The following is a 21,872-nucleotide window of genomic DNA, read 5'->3' on the forward strand; positions in this document are numbered from 1 at the left end:
CACCCGTCCGCCGCTAACCTCATAAAAAGCAAGCTTCCTATGAGGTCCGCTCGACTTGCATGTATTAGGCACGCCGCCAGCGTTCGTCCTGAGCCAGGATCAAACTCTCCAAAAAGAATTTGATTTCACTCAAATTGTTTGTCCGAATCCGGTCCGCCGACGGGGCCGGCAAACCGGAATTGTTTCTGGCATCAACGCTTTGGTGTTCAGTTTTCAAGGTTCAAACCATCAATACTCACACAATTATTAAATTATAAATATAACATATATTCTTGTCAACAGTTTGTTATAATTTGTTTTACAGACAATCTCATCCGCTAAAGACATGGAATAGTATAAAACATATTTCTGAAGAAATCAATCATTTTTTCTAAAAAATTTTACCAACGTTTTTAAATCAAAAACAAACAACATGAGTCCCAGGATGACAATAAGTCCGCCAATGATTTGTGAAGCAGTCAATTTTTCACCGAAAATGAATAGCGCCAATATGGAAGCGCCGATGGGTTCAAACAGCACCGCGATGGAAATGACATTGGTGCTGACCCATTTGATGGACCAATTAAACAAAGAATGGCCCAATAAATTCGGAATGATGGCGAGAAGCAAAAACCATACCCATGTCATTAAAGGATAAGGGCCAAAGGACTCTCCTTTTATGAATACATAAAAAAACAAACATATTGTACTAATTGAATATACCACCATCGTATACGTAATTAAAGATACCCTCTTCCGGACTTCTTGTCCGAATAAAAAATATGCGGTTACCAATACACAAGCGATAAGGGCAAGTATATCCCCAAATAAAGCGTTGCCGCTTAGGCGAAAATCCCCCCAGCTAATTAAAACGCTCCCCAAAATTGCGATAACTCCGGACAAAAGGGTTTTCATGGTGATAGAATCTTTAAAAAATAAATAAGTTCCTATAAAAGCAAATAGGGGCTGCATTGTCACAAGAACCGTGGAACTTGCAACAGAAGTGTAACGGAGAGATTCAAACCAGAAAATGAAATGGAATGCCAGAAAAATGCCCGCAACCGTTGAAAACAGCCAATCTCTTTGATATAACAATTTTAATTCATGCAGGCGATTTTTAATAAAAGCCGGAAGCAAAATCAATACCGTAAAAAGCATCCGGTAAAATGCAATGGCTCCCGATTCGGCTTGTGCAAGTTTGACAAAAATCGCAGAGAATGAAATTGATATCATCCCGATGACAATCGGGATATATGGATGAACTGGAGGTTTTTCCATCAATATAGGCTCCTGATGTTTCTTTTTTATTATTATTTTTACATGCTTAATACGAATGCGCAATAGAAAAGGGGGAAGAACAATGCACACTTTGATCATGATGATACGGCAGGAAGATCTTCTGAAATTGGCCATCGCCGCAATGCTGAGTTTAATTATCGGTATTGAAAGGGAACTAAAGAAAAAACCTGTGGGATTAAAAACAAGTTTGGTAATATCCACATTTAGTTGTTTGTTGACGATTATTTCGATTGATACTGCATATAATACCCCTCCAAGGGATGAAATTAATATAACGATGGATCCGTTGAGACTTGCAGCCCAAATCGTGAGCGGCATCGGCTTTTTAGGAGCCGGGGTCATTCTAAGGAGAGGAAATGACAGCATCACAGGCCTGACAACCGCAGCAATCATCTGGGGTGCCGCGGGAATCGGGATTGCGGTTGGGGCAGGATTTTATTTGGAAGCGATTGTTACGGTACTCATTGTAGTAGTGGGAATAAAAGTTGTCGCACCTTTCCTGATGAAAATCGGGCCCAAAAGGATTCGCATGCGGGAACTTTCGCTAAAAGCGGGCATTGCAAAAAAAGAAAATATCGAAGATTTATTGAAGTTTATGGAAAATAATGGTATGGTTATTGATAATATTCGGATCAGCGGAGAAAATTTAAATTATGAGGTGAATATTCGCTTTTCTACTTTATTAAAAAAGAATACTTATTCCATCTTTGAGACTTTCCATGCCCTTCCATACATTCAAAAAATCGAAATCGAAATATTGTCGTAGTTTGGAGGAAATAGATGAGAGAGTTAGCCAGACTGCTAAAAAACGGCAACAAACCATCTTTCATAGCAGCATTAGTCAACCTATTTTTGGGAATAATCAAGGGAATAGCCTACTTTTTCACCGGAAATGTGGCAATGTTTGCCGAAATGATGCACTCATTGGGGGATGCCGCCAACCAATTTTTCGTTTTTGTCGGTTCAGCATTATCGAAAAAAGCCCCGACAATACAGTTCCCCAACGGCTTTGGCCGCGTCGTAAACCTTGTTTGTTTAGGGGCTGTCATCATTGTCGGCATCCTTTCATATGAAACCGTCCGGGAAGGATTGCATCATGTGCTACATCCCGTCAAACAATCGGATGGGATTTTATTGGCCCTTGGAGTCCTATTGATAGGAATTATAATGGAAAGTTTTGTTCTGCATAAAGCAGCAAAGGAAATTTTACATGAAACGGGAGTATCTGCTTCCGTTTTTGGATCAATACCAAAATCGGCTGTATATTTGAAACGGGCAAAACCGGCAACAAAATTGGTATGGATGGAGGATGCGGTGGCGACTTCAGGGAACGTGCTTGCTTTTCTGGCCATCGTCATCGCATATTTTACCGGATTTCATGAATTGGAAGGCATTGTATCAATGATCATCGGGACGATGATGTTTTTTGTCGTGGGAAGGGTCTTTCTTGATAATGCCCGTGGAGCCATCGGGGAAACCGATGAAGAAATGCTGATTCATATTGGAAACCTGGTCATGAAAGATCCCCATGTCAAAGATATCGAACGGCTTGAAGTGGTAAAAGAGGGCGAGTTCCTCCATGTTGAACTGATTGCAGAAACAAATCCGACACTTTCCCTTGAATATTTGGATCAGGTGCGCGACCATCTTGTTGAATTGATTTTGGCCCAAAAAGGCGTTACAAAAGTCATGATCGCTTTTGATAAAGAGGACAATATTACCGAATGGAATCACCATGAAACAAATTAATTCAACTTAATAAACTCCCGAACTCTGATAAAAAATATGGCTGTCCCAGAAGTCGCGCTTCTGGACAGCCTGTTCCACTTTATAAAGACATTTTATAAATTTCCCGCACATCGCTCTCTTGCAGAACTTTAAACCTGCCAATCGGACCATTCGCCATCGCTTTTTCCACTAAAACATCCAGCTTCGAATCATCAATGCCATAATCCTTCAAACGGCTTGGCGCTCCCAGGGATGTCCAAAATGCCCGCAAGCGTTCGATGCCTTCATAAGCCACTTCTTCTGCCGACTTATTGGACGGATCGACTTGAAACACTTTGGCAGCAAGTCTGGCAAAACGGTCAGGATTAACATGGACAACGTGTTTCATCCAGTTCGGGAAAAGGATGGCGAGACCTCCGCCGTGCGGAATATCATAAACCGCCGAAACCGCATGTTCAATTTGATGGGTAGCCCAATCTCCATCCGATCCCATTGAAAGCATCCCATTTAAAGCAATTGTTCCGGACAGTAAAATGGTTTCCCTCAATTCGTAGTTTTCCAAATCCTCCAATAGCTTCGGTGCCGTTTCGATGACGGTCCTCAACACGCCTTCACATAATTCATCCATAATCAATGTATTTTTGGCATTATGAAAATATTGTTCAAAGACATGGGACATCATGTCCACAATTCCATAGACCGTTTGTTCTTTGGGCACGGTAATCGTATATGCAGGATCTAATATCGAAAATTTCGGATATACCTTTCCGCTGGACCAACCGTATTTTTCTTCTGTCTCACCATTCGTAATCACAGAATTGGCATTCATTTCGGAGCCTGTCGCTGCAAGGGTAATGACCGTCCCCAATGGCAATGCATCTTTTACATGCACCTGGTTTGTGACAATTTTCCATGGATCTTCTTCATGTTTCGCCCCTGCGGCAATTAATTTCGAACAATCAATGACGGAACCTCCACCAACCGCAAGAACGAAATCAATGGATTCCCGTTTGCAGATGTCGATTCCTTTTCTCGCCGTTTCCACCCTGGGATTCGGTTCCACGCCGCTCAATTCAAAAACGTTCAAATCCAATTCCTTCAAGATTGAAATCACTTCATCATAGATGCCGTTTCTTTTAATGCTTCCGCCTCCATAGACTAACAGAACGTTCCTTCCATACTTAGGCAGCTCTTTTTTTAATTTGATGATTTCCCCTTTTCCAAAATACAACCGCACAGGATTGGAAAATGTAAAATTATTCATGCAACTTCTCCCTTCTTTTCTGCGTTATTACTCCCCCTTGACTATTATCATAAACAAAAAACACCATTTTTCATATAAGAAAAATGGTGTTTTTTTCCTTTGTATTGATTTTTACACCCAACCACGGAACCGGCAAGCTTCCGCAGTGCGCCGAACTCCTACCATGTAGGCTGCCAACCTCATGTCCACATTCCGGTTTTCGGCAGTTTGATATACATTTTCGAATGCTTTGACCATCCGTTCGCGCAGTTTCTCTTTCACTTCTTCCGCTGACCAATAATAGCCCTGATTATTTTGAACCCATTCGAAATAGGAAACGGTTACCCCGCCGGCGGAAGCAAGCACATCCGGCACTAATAAAATGCCCCGCTCAGTCAAGATTTTCGTTGCTTCGGCAGTCGTCGGGCCGTTAGCGGCTTCAACGACGATTTTTGCCTTGATATTTGGTGCATTTTCAGCGGTAATTTGGTTTTCAATGGCTGCCGGAACCAGGATATCACAATCGAGTTCCAATAATTCTTTATTTGTAATGGTGTTCTCAAACAGCGTTGTCACCGTGCCAAAACTATCCCTGCGATCCAGCAAATAATCGATGTCCAACCCTTCCGGATCATATAAAGCGCCATAAGCGTCGGAAATTCCGATGACTTTTGCCCCCAAGTCGCTCATAAATTTGGCAAGGAAACCGCCGGCATTTCCAAAGCCTTGAATCACTACCCGGGCATTTTTTATGTCAATTCCCCGCTTTTTCGCAGCTTCCTGAATGACGATTGTTACCCCTTCCGCCGTTGCCCGGTCGCGTCCTTGGGATCCGCCTAAAACAATCGGTTTCCCGGTAATGAATCCAGGGGAATTGAACTCATCAATCCGGCTGTACTCGTCCATCATCCAGGCCATGATTTGCGCATTCGTAAAGACATCAGGAGCAGGGATATCTTTCGTTGGACCAACAATTTGGCTAATCGCCCGGACATAGCCGCGGCTTAACCGCTCCAGCTCTCCCATTGACATTTGACGGGGATCGCAAACGATTCCACCTTTCCCGCCGCCATATGGCAAATCAACAATGCCGCATTTTAATGTCATCCACATCGAAAGCGCTTTCACTTCATCTTCAGTGACATTCGGATGAAAACGGATGCCTCCTTTTGTCGGACCAACCGCATCGGAATGTTGCGCGCGGTATCCGGTAAACACTTTCGTTGTTCCGTCATCCATTTTGACGGGGATGCGCACCTTCAACATGCGAATCGGCTCTTTTAATAATTCATACATCGCTTCATCATATCCAAGCCTGAATAATGCCTCTTTAATGACTGCTTGTGTTGAAACAAGAAGATTTTCAGCCATACGCTCTCGCCTCTTTTAACTCAATTATTTATTATTCTTAATTCTGTAGTAACACAACAAAAAAGCAAATCGTGTTAATTGTACTAGGTAATTTCCATTTTAATAATGTCCGTTCACTTATACAACCATTTTTTCTTGCAAGCCTCACTTATTAATTTATTTACCGTAAATACGATTTAGAATACCTTTTCCATAAAAAAAGCAGACGCAAAAAACGTCTGCTTTTTTTGCTGATTTTATAAAGTTTCTGAAATCGATTTTGCTTGCATATGAAGAAGCAGATAGTCAGGACCGCCCGCTTTGGAATCTGTACCGGACATGTTGAATCCTCCAAATGGCTGATATCCGACAATGGCCGCCGTACAACCGCGGTTGAAGTAAAGGTTGCCCACATGGAAATCTTCAGCGGCTTTTTGCAAGTGGAAACGGTTATTTGAAATCACCGCGCCTGTCAGACCATATACTGTGTTATTGGCGATTTCCAATGCTTCATCAAAATCTTTTGCTTTTGTCATCGCAAGAACAGGACCAAAGATTTCTTCCTGCATGATTCTTGCGTTCGGATCCACATCCGCAAACACCGTCGGATGAATGAAATATCCTTTTGAATCATCATACTGTCCACCGGCAACCAGGCGTCCTTCTTTCTTGCCGATTTCAATGTACTCTGTGATTTTCTTGAATGCTCCTGCATCAATTACAGGGTTTACATATGTTTCCGGATTCGCAGGATCTCCTACAACTAGCTCATTTGTCAATTCCGCAACCCGCTCAACCACTTTATTGTACGCTTCGTCACCGACAATGATTGCACGGGAGCAGGCAGAACATTTTTGTCCGCTGAATCCGAAGGCGCTCGCCACGATGGATTGGGCCGCCAATTCCAAATCGGCATTTTCCGCATCATCCACTACGATCGCATCTTTGCCTCCCATTTCGGCAATCACTCGCTTAATCCAAATTTGACCTTCATGAATGATGGCTGCCCGTTCATTAATTCGAACGCCCACTTCGCGCGAACCCGTAAAGCTGATGAAACGAGTTCGAGGATGGTCCACCAAATAATCCCCTACTTCTGCGCCTGAGCCAGGTATATAGTTTACAACTCCAGGCGGCATTCCCGCCTCCTCAAGGATTTCCATAAACTTATAAGCAATTACCGGAGTGGCGGAAGCAGGTTTTAATAACACCGTGTTTCCGGTAACCATCGCTGCTACTGTAGTACCTACCATGATGGCGAACGGGAAGTTCCAAGGAGAAATGACAACGCCGACACCTAATGGAATATAAACATATTTATTGATTGTTCCAGGAAGTTCTTCCACCGGTTTTCCTTTTGCCAATTCCAACATTTGTCGTCCATAATATTCCAAGAAATCGATACCCTCTGCAATATCAGCATCCGCTTGAGCCCATGGCTTTGCAGCCTCTTTCGTCAGCCAGGCAGAAAGTTCAAACTTGCGGCGGCGAACGATAGCTGCAGCCTTGAACAAAATTTCAGCACGAATTACAGGATCGACTTTTTTCCAAGTATTGAATGTTTGATCCGCAACCTGCATCGCTTTTTCTGCGATTTCTTTATTCGCTTTTGAAACTCGGCCGACAACTTCCGTCTTATTCGCGGGATTATAAGAAACGATTTTATCTTCTGTTGTAATTCTTTCACCGCCCACAATCAACGGATAGTCCTTGCCCAATTCACTTTCCACTTTTTTCAGTGCATCAAGATACTTTTGACGATTTTCTTCAATCGAAAAATCTGTTAGCGGCTCATGTTTGTAGGGAATCATTTGAAACTCCTCCTTTTTTAATTCCATAAGTGCAAAAAATATTTGCACGCATTTCAGATTTATATATAATAATAATGCAAAATATTGTTGCGTTTTTCAACACTTATTACAGAATCGTAATAAAAATTTTTGAGGTGTTGCCTATGGCTTTAACAAAAGAACAACTGCTGAATCTATATCAATTTGCAGTTGAACATGCTTCCGTCGGCATTCATGCCGTTGATGCGGAAGGAAGAACGATTTTATACAACCGGAAAATGAAAGAAATAGAAGGTTTTGATGTTGAAGATATATCCGACCGCACCATTTTGGAGCTTTTTGCTTTTCGTTTGAATGACAGCTCATTGATGCGCGTATTAAAAACGGGCATGAAAGAGTTGAATGTAAAACAAACTTACTGGAACAAATACGGCCATGAAATTACTACTATTAATGATACGTACCCGATTTTCGACGGAAAAAAACTGATTGGCGCCATCCAATTTGCCCGCGACATTACCTCCTTGGAAAAATTGATCTATCAGCCGTTGCGGAGATACGGTGAACCTTTGACATTCGACGTCATCACAGCCATATCCAAGCCGATACAAATCGTGAAAGAAAAAGCCAAAAAGGCTGCCCGGGCCCGCATTCCCGTATTGTTAATCGGGGAACCCGGGACCGGAAAAGACATGATTGCTGAAGGCATCCACCATGAACTGCAACCGAAAAACGATGAATTTGTTACGCTTTTTAGCCGCAGGCCGAATCAGATCGAAAGGCTCAAAACATATTTAGCGCAAGAGAAAAGTTATACTTTTTTCTTCGAACGGCTCGAATTTTATTCTCTTTCCGTCCAAAAAGAATTACTGAATATTTTAAAAAGCCTTCCGCCCGAAAAACATATGATCATCGGCAGCGTCGGCGGAGACCCGATAGATTTGATCAGCAATCATCAATTATTAAAAGACTTATATTATTATTTTGCCTCCATGAGCATTTCTATACCCGCCTTGCGCGAAAGGAAAGAAGATATTAAACCATTCATCGATGATTATTTTGCGCGTCATCGGGACCGCTTCAATTCCAACATTCAGGGATTATCGGATGATGTGATGGAACTTTTTCTCCGATACGACTGGCCTGGAAATCTGAAGGAACTGGAACTGTTGCTCGATGAAATATCCTCAATGATTACAAACGAAAAGTATGTTACGTACGAAATGCTGCCGCTCCATTTTCGCTTTAAACTGCAACAACAAAATGACCAAACGAAAAAACCGGAATTTTTCCTTCTTCAGCCGGAAAAGGAATTGCTGCCATTAAATGAGTATTTAAAAGAAGCGGAAAAATATTACTTGCAACATGCATTAAAAATGAACGACGGAAACATTACGAAAACGGCAAAAGCGCTCGGAATGACAAGACAAAATTTGCAATACCGCATAAGAAAATTAAAAAGCTAAAAAAAAAACCCAAAAGCGATTTTGCTTTTGGGTTTTTCATTGGCTTCTTTCAATCCAATCTTGAAGTTTTTCTTTCAGCATCTGAAAACCGTTTGCATCCTGTTCATTGACACGTTCCTGTAAAGTTTTTTTCGGATTCTTTTCCATATTCTTTTGTGGCGGATCTTGCAATGCGCGTGTAGACAAACTGATTTTTTCGTTACGTTCATCTATATCAAGGATTTTCACCTGTATTTCGTCCCCTACTTTAAAAAAATCTTCCACATTCCGAACGTAACCATAAGTGATTTCAGAAATGTGCACAAGGCCTTGCGTCGACTCATCCAATGCCACAAAAGCCCCATATGGTTGAATCCCGGTTACTTTTCCCGTTACAACGTCACCCACTTTGTATTTTTTTTTCATTTTTGTTCCTACTTTCTTTCACTGCATATGTCTCATGTTAAATTATAACATAATGAATGAAACCGAAACAAAGAATCACCCTATTTTGAAAAAAACTTCCAACTTTCATGAACAATTCCAGCGCTTTTCACAACCGCGAAGGGATGGCCAAAAAACACAAAAGTAAAAAGTATCCCTTAAAACAAAGGATACTTTTTTATATAATACTCTTAGCCTCAAATTTTATGGCAATCAACTGGTAAGCTATTTCTACACATTTTTCAAAGGGAATCCATATCTCAAAGGAGCGCTCGTACACCCTTTGAATAACCTTGGCCAATTCTGTCGGATCATTTATGGTCTCTAACGCAGCGGCTACATCGCCTGCTTCAAAATCATAAGCATCTTCGCCCAATTGTAAAGGATCCCGTTTCTTTAAAACGGAATGGGCTTTTTGATTCATGCATGCGCTCTCCACGATTTCACCTTGCAAATTCCAGATTTTTGTTCTTATGATATCATATTATCATCATATTTAAAGAAAAAATCAAAAGGAAAAGAGTGATTGAGATGACGATCAATTTTGATGAGATATACGAAAGAAGAAATACGAACAGTTTGAAATGGGACAAATTCAAAGACCGCTATCGCGCGAAATACAATGTGGAAGATGCGGATAATGTTTTGCCGATGTGGGTGGCGGATATGGATTTCGCCGTCCCTCAAGTGGTGATTGATGCCATTAAAGAACGCCTGAACCACCCGATTTTCGGATATTCCTACATCAGCGACGATTGCAAAGAGGCGATCCGGCAATGGTACAAACGCCGCCATAATTGGGATATAAGCAAGGAGGCCCTGCTTTTCCACAGCGGCGTCGTTCCTGCCATCGCAACCGTTCTTGAAACCTTCACGGAGCCTGGAGACAAAGTATGCATTTCGACTCCTGTATATCCGCCGTTTTTCAATATTCCAAAAGGATTGAAGCGGAAAGTGGTTGAATGTAATCTGGCAGAAAGCAAAGAGAATATTTATGAATATGATTTTGAAAAATTGGAGGAAGAATTCAAAAATGGCGTAAAGGCCTATATTCTGTGCAGCCCTCATAATCCCGGCGGGGTTGTCTGGTCGGAAGAAACTCTTAAAAAATTGATCCAGCTGTGCATCAAATACGATGTGCTGCTCATTTCGGATGAAATCCACGCCGATATCGTTTTTGACGGATACAAACATATCCCTACAATGACAGTGGAAGGGGCCGATCAGGCGAAAATCGTTGCCTGCATTGCTCCGACGAAAACCTTCAATTTGGCGGGACTTCATGCGGCCATCATCGTTGCCGAAAATGAAAAATTGCGCAAAAAATTAATCCAGAATAAGAACGCTCACGGTTTGGACGATTGGAACGCGCTTGCTGCCGCGGGCGTTCAAGCGGTTTATGAAAAAGGCGACGAATGGCTCGATGAAATGATTCAATATGTTGACAAAAATATTGATTATTTGGAGAAAGAGTTAAATCAAATAGATGGGGTTCGTGTGATCCGTCCTCATGCGACTTATCTGGTATGGATCGATTACCGTGGAACGGGACTATCGGAAAAAGAAATGATGGACCGTTTATTAAACAAAGGGAAATTGGCGCTGGAACCGGGCACAAAATATAGCGAAGCCGGCAGAGGATTTTTGCGCATGAATTTGGCATGTCCGTTTGCAACGGTAAAAGAGGGCGTTGAACGGTTTAAAAAAGCACTATTGTGAAATAACAATTATTTCCGTTATAATAATGGCCAAAAACCAAAGCATCATTTTCCTTTCGGGAAAATGATGCTTTTTTTCTTTTATACCTATGCTTTTTGCTACTTTTGTTCAAACTTCTATTTATAATATAATGTTAAAAAAATATATTCGTAATGATACGAAAATGGAGTTGTTAATATCAAAAAGTGATGAAAAAGAAGCTTCCTCTCAGTTTGACCATGTTCCTATTTTCTTTTGTGATTGTACTTTTTTCTATCTCTACGAGCGGTTTTATTATGATCCATAATATTGCGGGCGCCTTTGAAAAGGAATTCGGTTCAAGAGCCATCGCCATTGCCAGGACTGTCGCCCAATTGGAGGAAGTTCAAACATCGGTTGGCACGGAAAAAGGGTTCGAAGTCATCCAGCCGATCGCCGAACGCATCCGGTTGGCTACGGATGTCGACTATATCGTCATCTTCGACATGAAAGGCGTCCGATATTCCCATCCTTCCGAAAGCAAAATCGGAACGGTGAATGAGGAAATAAAAAACAATGAAGCATATTCCCAGCACGAATATATTTCCAAAGCGATCGGCGTGCAGGGATTCTCCATCCGGGCATTCGTTCCGATTATGAATCCCGAAGCCACCAAACAGGTCGGAGTCATCACCGTCGGAATCATTACCCCGAAGTGGAAGAGTTTGGTGGAAGAATATCAATCCGACATTTTCATCGCGTTATTTTGGGGATTATGCATTGGTCTTGTCGGCTCTATTTTCATCGCCAACCATATCAAACGTCAAACATTAAATTTGGAACCATCCGAAATTGCTCGCATCGTGGAAGAGCGTTCCGCCATGATGCAGGCGATGGATGTGGGAATCCTCGCTACGGATGGCCATGGAAATATTACTTATGCAAATCATTTGGCAAGAAAATATGCCCATTTTTTCGATAAAAAAGGAACCCTGAAAGAAGTGTTCAAAGATACTTGGCTGGCGGAAGAACAATCGGAAAAACAGGAAGGCTACCGGCCGCTGTCCCTGTTTAACCAAATGTATCTGGTCCGCATTTTTCCGTTAAAAATCCGCGAGAAAAATGCCGGTTCATTGATTGTCATTACCGACCGGAAGGAGGCCCATACGCTCGCGGAAGAATTAACCGGCGTAAAAACGCTTGTTGATACCTTGCGGGCGCAACATCATGAATTTCTCAACCGTCTGCATAGCATTGCAGGTTTGATCCAACTGAACCGGAATGAGGAAGCCGTCAGTCTCATTCTGGATGAAATTACGGATGAGGAAAGCGTCTTTCAAAAAATTAAAGACAAAATCCACGACTATTCCATTCAAGGCCTGCTGATCGGCAAATTTTCCAGAGCCAAGGAATTGGGAGTCGAACTGACTTTAAGTGATGATTCATATTTATTTGATTATGTCACCGGATTTTCCAGCGGCGACCTGATCACCATCATCGGCAATCTGCTCGATAATGCAATGGAAGCCTGCCTTTCCAAAGAGGAAAAGTTTGTCGATATTCTCATTCAGGGAGACAAACATTATCTATACATCGAAGTGCAAGATAACGGAGTAGGCATTCCGGAACCGGTGGAGCGGATTTTTGATTACGGCTTCACGACGAAAAATAAGGACGGCCATGGAATTGGACTTGCTTTGGTAAAGCAGATTGTCGATTCGAATCACGGAAAGATTAAAGTCTTCTCGGAACCAGGGGTTGGTACAACAATTATAGTAAAAGTTGGGGGGAATGTATCATGAACGATATCCGCGTATTAATCGTGGAAGATGATCCGATGGTGTTGGAAGTAAACAAAAGTTTTTTATTGAAAACAAAGGGGTTCTCACTTGTTGGTGAAGCGCAATCGGGCGAACATGCCTATCATGCAATCAAGGATAAAAAGCCCGACTTAATTTTATTGGACATGTATTTGCCGGATATTTCCGGGCTTGAACTTTTTTACAAAATCCGCAATGACCGCCTCCCTGTCGACATCATTATGATTACCGCAGCCCGGGATGCAAAAACCGTCCAGGAATTGACGCGTTTAGGGGCTTTTGATTATTTGGTCAAACCTTTTCGCTTTGAACGGTTCCAACAAGCGTTGGAGAATTATGCCCGATCCCGGAAAAAATTAACCAACAAGACGGAATTGAAGCAAAATGACATCGATGAATACTATCGAAATACTTTTGAGCAGCAAAAGGAACTGCCAAAGGGATTGAATGAAATTACAATGAAACAAATAACCGACAAATTGAAGGAAATCAACCAGCCCGTCACAGCCGAACAATTGGCGCAAAATACGGGCATGGCAAGGGTCACGGTAAGAAAATATTTGGATTATCTTGCGAGCATCAGCGAAGTAAAAATCGATTTAAAATACGGTACAGTTGGACGTCCAACCAAATACTATTCCCTCTGATCCAAGAGCTGTATGGCTCTTTTTTTTTTGCCTCCCCAAATGTGATATAACAGTTATTTTTCAGGAAAAACTGTTATATACCAAAAAGAACAAAATGTCCAATAATACCACAATATTGCGAATTTTCGATTTTGATTTACTATGAAATTAACCTTATGAAACCATCATTCAAGGGGATTGCAATGAAAAATTTAAAAAAAATTGTAATGTTCGGCATCCTGCTCGCCGTCCCATTCTTCATAGCGGCATGTGCCCGGTATGAAGATTACCCAATTGATTTGGAACAATTAAGCGAAGAGGAACGGCTGGTGATTCGCTTTTCCCACGTAGTCGGTGAAGATACTCCGAAAGGAATGGCTGCCAGAAAATTCGCCGAACTCATCAAAGAACGCTCAAACGGCCGAATCGAAGTTCAAGTATTTTCAAACGGAACTCTCTATAAAGATATGGAGGAATTGGATGCTCTCATGAGAGAAGATGTCCAATTAATCGCTCCCGCCATATCCAAATTGACCGATTTGGTGCCTGAACTTTCGATTTACGATCTGCCTTACGCCTTCGACTCATTGGAAGAAGTCCATGAGTTTACAGAAAGCGAAGCAGGAAACCGGTTGAAAAACTTGTTAAAGAAACATAATCTGATTGCCCTCGGATTATGGGACAGCGGTTTTAAACAGATCAGCAACGACACGAGACCGATTGAGCATTACAAAGATTTAAAAGGAATCCGTATGCGCATCATGCAGAGCGATATTTTGGCGGAACAATATCACGTAGTTGATGCCATACCGAGGAAAATCGATTTTAACACGGTCTTTCAATCTTTGAAAAAAGGTGATGTAGAAGGGCAGGAAAATACATTAACCAATATCACGAGCAAAAATCTTTATTCATTGCAAAAATACTTAACCATTTCCGATCATGGTTATTTAGGATATTTCCTCTTATTTAATTATGATTTTTGGAAAAAGTTGTCGAAAGAAGACCAGCAGCTGATTATCGATACATTGAAGGAAGTGCAAGAATGGCAATGGAATCTTGCAAAAGAATTAAACGATCAAAAACTTCGGGAAATTGAAGATTGCCAATGCATCGATATCTATTACCTGTCGGAAGAAGAGAAAAAAGATTGGGAGAAACGCTTTTCCCCAGTATACGATTACTACGCTCATCGATACGGGGAGTACTACATCCGGAATCTTCCAAAAAACCTGAAAGTTCAATAGGTTAATAAGAGCTTTTTGCTCTATAACAAATAAATTTAACATCGCATAAGGGGGATACAAATGAAGAAATGGCTTTTTGTCACAATTTTAGGGGTGTTGGCGCTGGCGCTTGCCGCTTGCGGAGGAAACTCCGGCAATGAAAAAAAATCCGGCGATGATTATACTGCTGACAACCCGCTGATCATCAAATTTTCCCACGTTACGGCGCCGGACAGTGTAAAAGGGAAAGCGGCAAATTATTTTGCTGATTTGGTAAAGGAAAAAACAGATGGGAAAGTAAAAGTCGAAGTTTATCCGTCTTCACAATTGTACGGTGATGCAGACGAGCTTGACGCGTTGGTATCAGGCAACGTACATATGATTGCCCCGTCTGTCACAAAAATGGTAAAAATCGACCCTCGTTGGCAATATGTCGACATGCCTTATTTGTTCAAAGATGAGGAACATGTCCAAAAATTCTTTGATTCCGAGTTGGCGCAAGAGTTGTTCAACTCCAAACAATTGGCGGCCAACGACATCAAAGGTATGGCGTTCTGGCCAAACGGATTCAAACATTTCTCAAATAACAAGCGTCCGTTAGTCAAACCGGAAGACTTTAAAGGATTGAAATTCCGCACACAGGCCGGCCAGGTATTGGAAGCGCAATTTGAAGCGCTTGGAGCAGGTTCTGCAACCATTTCCTTCGGCGAAACTTATGCTGCCCTTCAACAAGGTACAGTGGACGGTGCGGAAAATCCGTTCAACAACTTTGACACGATGAAATTCTATGAAGTTCAAAAATATTTATCCACTACTCAACACGGACGCCTTGACTATGCAATTTTCGTTAACAAATCTTTCTGGGAATCAATGCCTGAAGACTTGCGTGTATTAGTGGAAGAAGCTCTCGATGAAGCGACAAAATACGCCCAAAAATTGGCGGCTGAAGAAAACCAAAAATCTTTCGAAAAAATCAAGAGCTTAGGTACAGTGGAAGTTTATGAAATGACGGATGAAGAGCGCGAAGCTCTCAAAAAAGCATTGCAGCCTGTTTATGATCAATTTGAAGATGTCATTACAAAAGAGTTAATCGATGGCATCAATGCCTTAGCAGAATAAATAAATCATCAGCAATTGCAACACAATCTTTTCCCCAAACTTTCGAGTGCCGATTCAATCGGCACTCCCCTTTTTTTAACTTTCAATAAAAAGGAGTGATTGTGAGTGAAAGGGTTAATCAAACTTTGGACTTGGTTGGAAGAAATCTTGGCCAGTCTATTTTTCGGCGCCGGCGTGCTCCTGATTTTCTATGGGGTCTTTATGCGCTATGTATTGAACCATCCTCAGGCCTGGGTAGAAGAAGTGGCAAGATATTCAATCATTTGGGGGACTTTTTTAGGCTTCGGCATGGCGTTGAAACATAACCAGCATATCCAGGTGGACATTTTATACGACCGCTTAAATGACACCGGAAAGTATATTCTCAACCTTGCAGCGACAGCGCTCAGCATCATCTTCTGTATCATCTATACATATTACGGATGGAATCTGGTCGCTGCCCGCCTCCATTCCGGAATGGTATCCCTGGAAGTAGGCATCCCGATGTGGATCGTTTACCTCATCCTTCCAATTTCCGGAGTGCTTTTCCTGCTCCGATTCATCGAAAGGTTGATAAACATTCTGCGCAGAAAGGATGAGGAATATGCTAACCCTCTTACTTAGTTTCTTTATATTGGTTTTCTTGCGGGTTCCGGTGGCCATCAGTTTGGCTTTATCCACCATCTTCATGTTATTTATGTCCGATTTTAATATGAACATGGTGCCTCAACGGATGTTTACGGCCCTTGACTCCTTTCCGATGATGGCGATTCCTGGATTTGTATTGGCGGGAGCCATTATGGCCCGGGGCGGCATTTCGAAATATTTAATTGAAGCTTTGCGGGCTTGGGTCGGCCACTTGCCTGGCGGGCTATCGGTTGTAACCATCCTTGCCTGCGGGATTTTCGCGGCAATTTCGGGGTCATCTCCGGCAACGGCGGCCGCCATCGGATCAATCATGATTCCGGCCCTGATCGCTGCCGGTTATGATAAAAAATACGCTTACGGTTTGGTTGCAGCAGGAGGAACGCTCGGCATTTTGATCCCTCCAAGTGTCCCGTTAATTATTTACGGAATTACGGCTGAAGAATCCATCGGAAAATTATTTATGGCCGGCGTCATCCCCGGTTTAGGATTGCTGGCAGTTCTTATCGCCGCTGCCATCGTTTATGCGAAAAAACAAGGATATCAGGGTGAAGAGAGAGCCACTTGGGAAGAACGCGGCAGAAAATCGTTGAAAGCGATTTGGGGTGCATTGTTGCCGGTATTAATCCTGGGAACCATCTACACCGGGGTGGTTACGCCGACCGAATCCGCTGTCATTGCGGTTGTATATGGACTCATCGTTTCTATATTTATATATCGTGAGTTAAGCTGGAAAGATTTCCGGCAAGTGTTGGTGGAATCCATTAACGTAACCGCGATGATTTTCTTGATTATCGGCGCCGCGTCTTTATTCGGATTATACCTTACAAACGAACAAGTGCCGCATAAGGTCGGTCAATGGATTGCGGAAAGCGACATGAACAAATGGGTGTTCCTGTTCATCGTCAACATTCTTTTCTTCATATTGGGCATGTTCCTGGAAGCTGTATCCATTATTTTAATTACATTACCAATCTTATTGCCGATTTTAAAGCACTTTGGCATCGATTTATACCATTTCGCGATCATCATGGTCATCAACTTGGAACTTGGCATGATTACGCCGCCGGTCGGATTGAACTTGTTCGTTGTTGCAGGAATCGCGAAGGAGAAACTTGGAATGGTCGTTCGGGGTGTCATTCCGTTCATCGCATTAATGATTGCCTATCTAGTCATCGTTATTCTTTTCCCTCAGCTATCACTTTGGCTGCCATTTGGAATGGAGAAATGACAAACAGACGGACATTTTCTGAAGTGTCCGTTATAGTTTCATATATATAAGAGGGTGTGCACGTATGGAAACAAAGGGGTATCAAATCAACGAGCCGGGATATTGGCGGATCGTCTCCAGTCTCGGGCTCGCGTCCACTTTTATTTTTGCGGCCTTTTATGCTTTTCAGCCGCTTATTCCTGTTTTTGAAAAAGAGTTTTCCATCTCCGTCACTTATTCGAGTTTAACCATGTCACTGGCCACCTTGTCATTGATGATGGGGCTGATAGTGCTGGGTTTTTTTCGGATCGGAAGGGACGGGTCATCTTTATCCACCTTTCCATTCTTTTATCCATTCTTCCTTTTCTGATCATGCTTTTCGTGGAAAAATATTGGATCATCTCTTTATTGAGATTTATCCAAGGATTTGCTCTTGCCGGTGTGCCTGCCGCATCGCTTGCGTATATCGGGGAAGAAATCGATTCAAAAGCCAGAAATCTTGCCACTTCCATCTATATTTCCACAAATGCGCTGGGGGGCATGATCGGCCGATTTCTTGCAGGTTTTCTTTCTGAAACTTACAGTTGGCAATTGACGATTTCCATTATTATGTTTTTTGGAATGGCCGTATTCATTTTTGTTCTAATGACTTTGCCAAAATCCAACCATTTCGTCCCAAATAGCGCCAGTTTTTGGGATGATTTAAAAGGATTTGGATTTCACTTAAAAAATCCTGCCTTGCTTGTCTTGTTCGGATTAGGAATTGTATTACAAATCACTTTTACCGGGACATGGACTTACCTGCCGTTCCATTTGGGAAACCCTCCCTATTCCATGCCCCTCGATTCCGTCTCCTTTTTGTATTTTGCATATGCCTTCGGGATTATAGGGGCGCCTGTTTCGAGCTGGTTTTCCAATAAATTTACGTTGGAAAAAGTGCGGACTGCAGCCATCGTTGTACTAACTTTAGGGGTATTATGCACCTTGCATTCTTCGATTCTGATCGTCCTGTCCGGTTTATGCATGGTTTGTTTCGGTTTTTTTACAGCCCATTCTTTGACGGCCGCCAATGTCGGCAAAGTTGCTGCTTATTTAAAAGGAAGTGCATCCAGCCTTTATTTGGTAGCCTATTATATCGGCGTCGCATCTGGAAGCACGCTTGTGGCTCCGATCTATAACCATTTTGGGTGGAATGGGTTCATTTATATTACAGCGGCTTTGACCATCACTTACCTGATTTTTTTAAACCTTTCATTCAAACATCTTCAAAGAAAGAACTGAAAAGAATTTCCCCTGTTCTCAAATGCAAGTTCATATTATGAATAGTTTGTTTAGAAAAAAGCAGGCTGTCCGGAACGACGCCCTCCGGACAGCCTGCAAACGGTTATGGTTCTGTATGTTTTTCCTTGTTTTGTTCTTTTTGCTTCAGAATCCGTTCTTCCAGCTCTTTTGTTTTCAGTTCTTGTCTCTTTGACAGATTTTTCACGGCAAAAAAGACGGCAAAGCACAAAAGAAACAGAAAAATCATTTCAATGGCCGCAGGAATGTACGCCATTTTGTCTTCCGGAAAATATAAAAAATCTCCGTAAAGCAATAGGTGATTCATCGAAACCACTTCTTTCTTCTATTCTTCAAGCACTGTGATGGATAAGATTTTCACATCTTCTGTCGGTTTATCACGGAAATCCGTTTCAACATTGGCGATTTTGTCCACTATATCCATGCCTTCCACCACATGACCAAATACAGTATGTTTATAGTCCAACCAAGGAGTTCCCCCTATGCGGGCATATTCCTCGATAATTTCTTTCGGGAATCCCGCCTGTTCCATTTGTCCAATCATTTCGCTTGGCACATACGGCATTTGGACGATAAAGAACTGGGATCCGTTCGTATTAGGGCCTGCATTGGCCATTGACAACGCGCCGCGCAAATTGAACAATTCAGGATGGAATTCATCTTCAAAAGGAACGCCCCAGATGGATTCCCCTCCCATTCCTGTACCAGTCGGGTCTCCTCCTTGAATCATAAAATCCTTGATCACACGATGGAAAATAACCCCTTCATAATAACCGGATTTTGCGTGGCCTAAAAAGTTTTCAACCGTTTTTGGGGCATGCTCCGGGAACAATTTTATTTTAATCGTACCCATTGTCGTCTTCATTTCAACTAAAATTTCCCCTGGATTTAATTCTTTCGTCAATTGTGGATACATCGCTTCTTCTCCTTTAACCGTATTAATGAATGCCTTCATACTGCTTTTCCCCGTTTCAGTTTACCATAAAACGATATTTTTTTCTTCTAATTTCACATTTACTCCATTGTTTAACCGTCATTCATCATCTTCGAAAATAGAGCAGGGATAAAAAAAAGACAGTTTTTTTAAAATCTATGATATTCTTTCTTGTATGAGGAGGGATATATAATGAAGCGATCCTTGGGGTATCTGGTCATTCTTTGCTTTTTCCCTCTCCTCTATTGGTTGGGCGATCAAATTTGGGAAGAAGTTGAAAAAAGCCGGACCCATGAACAAGAGCTCCGGGAACAGGTACAGCTGACGGAGATAAAAAAGCCGCTTCCTGTCAAAATGGTGGACCGGAATGGGAATCTGTTCAGCGAAGATTATGTCGAATGGAGAAACCCTGTATCCTATAAAGAAGTTCCTGAAATCGCCAAACAGCTTTTTATTTTGAGCGAAGACCGGAACTTTTATCAACATATCGGTTTTGATATCAGCGGTATTATAAGAGCGGTTGCCGAGAACGCAAAACAAAATTCCATCCAGCAAGGAGGGAGCACCATCACCCAGCAGCTTGTCCGGATGCTGTATCTATCTGAAGAAAAAACGTATGAAAGGAAATTAATGGAGATATTTTATGCCTATGAATTAGAAAAACTGTATGACAAAGACAAGATTTTGGAAATGTACCTAAATGAAATGTATTTCGCCAATCAAGTGTACGGAATTGGAGGAGCCGCGACCTATTATTTCAACAAACCTTTGCAGGAATGCACCGTTGCGGAAATCGCATTTTTGGCGGCGATTCCAAATAATCCGTCCCTGTACGATCCGCTCGTCCATTTTGAAAATACAAAAGCACGCCAGGAGCGGCTGATCGACATTCTTGCCAAAGAAAAAATGATCACCCTTGAGGAAGCAAATACATAAAACAACAGCCGATACGGCTGAACATCAAAAAAAAGACGCAAATGTTCCCTGCTTATAGCACTTATGTGATGCATGAACTGAAAGAAATCATTTCTGATGCGGAAGGATATACGGAAAAAATCCGGAAAGCTACTCCCCAGGCAAAAAAAATCATTCAAATGGAATTGGATGAAAAAGTGAATGAGGTTCTCCAGTCCGGCATCATTATCCATACAGCATTAGATCCTAAAAAACAGGAGAGAGATGAAAAGGCCATCAACGCGCTTTTATCGGTTCCCGACCTTGAGGCAAGCGCGGCGGTCATAGACAATGAAACCCGGGAAATTGTGGGCATGTACGCCGGAAAAAACTATAAAAAATATGATTTTCACAGGGCATTTCAGGCACCGAGACAACCGGGTTCTTCCTTTAAACCGATCATCGTTTATGCGCCTCTTTTCGAAACAACGGACTATACACCTTCTTCCCTTGTCAACGGAGGAAGGATTTGCATAGGCAATTTCTGTCCGCAAAACTACGGGGGTGCTATTTACGGGAATGTATCAATTACGGATGCGTTTAAACATAGTATGAATACCCCGGCTGTCCGGCTGTTTTCCAAAGTGGGGATTGAAAGAGCCTTTCAATATGCGCAGCAGTTCAATTTTCAATCGATCGTGGACCAGGATAAGACCTATCCTGCTGCATTAGGGGGACTTACATACGGCGTGACAACGCTTGAAATGGCCGATGCTTACACAAGCTTCATCGACGGAACATACATAAAAGCCCATGCCATCCGCAAAGTCACCGACCGGCAAGGAAACGTTTTGTACCGCTGGCCGACGGAGCGGAAAACAATTTGGTCAGATAAAACCGTAAAGCATATGCGCACTCTTTTAAGCGAAGTGGTAAAAAGCGGGACGGGTGTGGGGATACGTGCAAATTCCTCTTACATCGGAGCAAAAACAGGAACAACGGACAATTACCGGGATTTTTGGCTTGCCGGTTTATCGAATGAATATACCGCCGCCGTTTGGATCGGCTATGATCGGCCGAGATCCATGCAGTCGCTTGAAAAGGCGAAAATCCATTTCAAAATATTTAACCAAATCATCAGCAAATAAAAAAGATGCCCTCAAGG

At 42.2% G+C, this 21,872-nt stretch carries 22 protein-coding genes and 1 rRNA gene; 14 read left to right on the forward strand and 9 right to left on the reverse strand.

The window, feature by feature from the left end:
- Positions 1-115 (reverse strand): 16S ribosomal RNA (locus FKZ59_RS10365); the annotation flags it as partial.
- 242 nt (positions 116-357) lie between these two features.
- Positions 358-1,257 (reverse strand): DMT family transporter, encoded by a 900-nt coding sequence (locus FKZ59_RS10370; RefSeq protein WP_141602686.1) that lies wholly within the window; start codon positions 1,255-1,257, stop codon positions 358-360.
- A gap of 82 nt (positions 1,258-1,339) precedes the next feature.
- On the opposite strand from FKZ59_RS10370, the gene FKZ59_RS10375 reads away from it, so the two are divergent.
- Positions 1,340-2,044, forward strand: coding sequence for an MgtC/SapB family protein (locus FKZ59_RS10375; RefSeq protein WP_141602687.1), 705 nt, complete (start codon positions 1,340-1,342; stop codon positions 2,042-2,044).
- 14 nt (positions 2,045-2,058) lie between these two features.
- Positions 2,059-3,027 (forward strand): cation diffusion facilitator family transporter, encoded by a 969-nt coding sequence (locus FKZ59_RS10380; RefSeq protein ID WP_141602688.1) that lies wholly within the window; start codon positions 2,059-2,061, stop codon positions 3,025-3,027.
- A 79-nt stretch (positions 3,028-3,106) separates the two neighbouring features.
- Here FKZ59_RS10380 and FKZ59_RS10385 read toward each other — a convergent pair whose 3' ends face one another.
- The 3 genes from FKZ59_RS10385 to pruA all read right to left on the reverse strand — a co-directional run bounded on the left by FKZ59_RS10385 (position 3,107) and on the right by pruA (position 7,410).
- Positions 3,107-4,270, reverse strand: coding sequence for an iron-containing alcohol dehydrogenase (locus FKZ59_RS10385; RefSeq protein ID WP_141602689.1), 1,164 nt, complete (start codon positions 4,268-4,270; stop codon positions 3,107-3,109).
- Between the two features lie 111 nt (positions 4,271-4,381).
- On the reverse strand, positions 4,382-5,620 hold the full coding sequence (locus tag FKZ59_RS10390; protein ID WP_141602690.1) for a Glu/Leu/Phe/Val family dehydrogenase: 1,239 nt from the start codon (positions 5,618-5,620) through the stop codon (positions 4,382-4,384).
- A 236-nt stretch (positions 5,621-5,856) separates the two neighbouring features.
- Positions 5,857-7,410: an L-glutamate gamma-semialdehyde dehydrogenase gene (gene pruA, locus FKZ59_RS10395; RefSeq protein WP_141602691.1), complete on the reverse strand. Its 1,554-nt coding sequence runs from the start codon at positions 7,408-7,410 to the stop codon at positions 5,857-5,859.
- 143 nt (positions 7,411-7,553) lie between these two features.
- Here pruA and FKZ59_RS10400 point away from each other — a divergent pair, with 143 nt between their 5' ends.
- Positions 7,554-8,855, forward strand: a complete 1,302-nt coding sequence (locus FKZ59_RS10400) for an AAA-type ATPase lid domain-containing protein (protein ID WP_141602692.1) — start codon at positions 7,554-7,556, stop codon at positions 8,853-8,855.
- A gap of 36 nt (positions 8,856-8,891) precedes the next feature.
- Here the strand turns inward: FKZ59_RS10400 and yugI are convergent, their stop codons facing one another.
- Both yugI and FKZ59_RS10410 read right to left on the reverse strand, forming a co-directional pair.
- Entirely contained in the window at positions 8,892-9,260 is a 369-nt protein-coding gene (yugI, locus tag FKZ59_RS10405; RefSeq protein WP_141602693.1) for a S1 domain-containing post-transcriptional regulator GSP13, read from the reverse strand.
- 196 nt (positions 9,261-9,456) lie between these two features.
- The gene (locus tag FKZ59_RS10410) at positions 9,457-9,702 is read right to left on the reverse strand and encodes a DUF1871 family protein (protein ID WP_141602694.1); all 246 of its coding nucleotides are present in this window, start codon (positions 9,700-9,702) and stop codon (positions 9,457-9,459) included.
- 107 nt (positions 9,703-9,809) lie between these two features.
- Here FKZ59_RS10410 and FKZ59_RS10415 point away from each other — a divergent pair, with 107 nt between their 5' ends.
- The 9 genes from FKZ59_RS10415 to FKZ59_RS10450 all read left to right on the forward strand — a co-directional run bounded on the left by FKZ59_RS10415 (position 9,810) and on the right by FKZ59_RS10450 (position 18,861).
- Positions 9,810-10,997 carry a MalY/PatB family protein gene (locus FKZ59_RS10415; RefSeq protein WP_141602695.1) on the forward strand — a complete coding sequence of 396 codons (1,188 nt, stop codon included), beginning with the start codon at positions 9,810-9,812 and terminating at the stop codon, positions 10,995-10,997.
- 275 nt (positions 10,998-11,272) lie between these two features.
- Positions 11,273-12,757 carry an ATP-binding protein gene (locus tag FKZ59_RS10420; protein ID WP_141602696.1) on the forward strand — a complete coding sequence of 495 codons (1,485 nt, stop codon included), beginning with the start codon at positions 11,273-11,275 and terminating at the stop codon, positions 12,755-12,757.
- Positions 12,754-13,422: a response regulator gene (locus FKZ59_RS10425; RefSeq protein WP_141602697.1), complete on the forward strand. Its 669-nt coding sequence runs from the start codon at positions 12,754-12,756 to the stop codon at positions 13,420-13,422. Before FKZ59_RS10420 ends, FKZ59_RS10425 begins: the two co-directional genes overlap by 4 nt.
- A gap of 182 nt (positions 13,423-13,604) precedes the next feature.
- Complete coding sequence (locus tag FKZ59_RS10430; RefSeq protein ID WP_141602698.1) at positions 13,605-14,648, forward strand: DctP family TRAP transporter solute-binding subunit; 1,044 nt, start codon at positions 13,605-13,607, stop codon at positions 14,646-14,648.
- 60 nt (positions 14,649-14,708) lie between these two features.
- Positions 14,709-15,746, forward strand: a complete 1,038-nt coding sequence (locus FKZ59_RS10435; protein WP_141602699.1) for a TRAP transporter substrate-binding protein — start codon at positions 14,709-14,711, stop codon at positions 15,744-15,746.
- Positions 15,747-15,851: 105 nt separating this feature from the next.
- On the forward strand, positions 15,852-16,349 hold the full coding sequence (locus FKZ59_RS10440; protein WP_141602700.1) for a TRAP transporter small permease: 498 nt from the start codon (positions 15,852-15,854) through the stop codon (positions 16,347-16,349).
- A complete protein-coding gene (locus tag FKZ59_RS10445; RefSeq protein ID WP_141602701.1) occupies positions 16,330-17,601 on the forward strand; it encodes a TRAP transporter large permease in 1,272 nt (423 codons plus the stop codon). The genes FKZ59_RS10440 and FKZ59_RS10445 overlap by 20 nt, the downstream gene beginning before the upstream one ends.
- A gap of 64 nt (positions 17,602-17,665) precedes the next feature.
- A complete protein-coding gene (locus FKZ59_RS14960) occupies positions 17,666-17,950 on the forward strand; it encodes a hypothetical protein (protein WP_246045867.1) in 285 nt (94 codons plus the stop codon).
- Positions 17,923-18,861 (forward strand): MFS transporter, encoded by a 939-nt coding sequence (locus tag FKZ59_RS10450; protein WP_246045874.1) that lies wholly within the window; start codon positions 17,923-17,925, stop codon positions 18,859-18,861. The genes FKZ59_RS14960 and FKZ59_RS10450 overlap by 28 nt, the downstream gene beginning before the upstream one ends.
- A gap of 103 nt (positions 18,862-18,964) precedes the next feature.
- Here the strand turns inward: FKZ59_RS10450 and FKZ59_RS10455 are convergent, their stop codons facing one another.
- On the reverse strand, positions 18,965-19,186 hold the full coding sequence (locus FKZ59_RS10455) for a hypothetical protein (protein WP_141602702.1): 222 nt from the start codon (positions 19,184-19,186) through the stop codon (positions 18,965-18,967).
- Between the two features lie 18 nt (positions 19,187-19,204).
- Entirely contained in the window at positions 19,205-19,795 is a 591-nt protein-coding gene (locus FKZ59_RS10460; RefSeq protein WP_141602786.1) for a peptidylprolyl isomerase, read from the reverse strand.
- 210 nt (positions 19,796-20,005) lie between these two features.
- Between FKZ59_RS10460 and FKZ59_RS14965 the strand changes: the two genes are divergently transcribed.
- Together FKZ59_RS14965 and FKZ59_RS14970 are read left to right on the forward strand one after the other, a co-directional pair.
- Positions 20,006-20,749 (forward strand): transglycosylase domain-containing protein, encoded by a 744-nt coding sequence (locus FKZ59_RS14965; protein ID WP_246045868.1) that lies wholly within the window; start codon positions 20,006-20,008, stop codon positions 20,747-20,749.
- Between the two features lie 41 nt (positions 20,750-20,790).
- On the forward strand, positions 20,791-21,855 hold the full coding sequence (locus tag FKZ59_RS14970; RefSeq protein ID WP_246045869.1) for a transglycosylase domain-containing protein: 1,065 nt from the start codon (positions 20,791-20,793) through the stop codon (positions 21,853-21,855).
- Positions 21,856-21,872 lie beyond the last annotated feature (17 nt).

It is taken from the genome of Ureibacillus terrenus (assembly GCF_006569205.1).
Lineage (GTDB): Bacteria > Bacillota > Bacilli > Bacillales_A > Planococcaceae > Ureibacillus > Ureibacillus terrenus.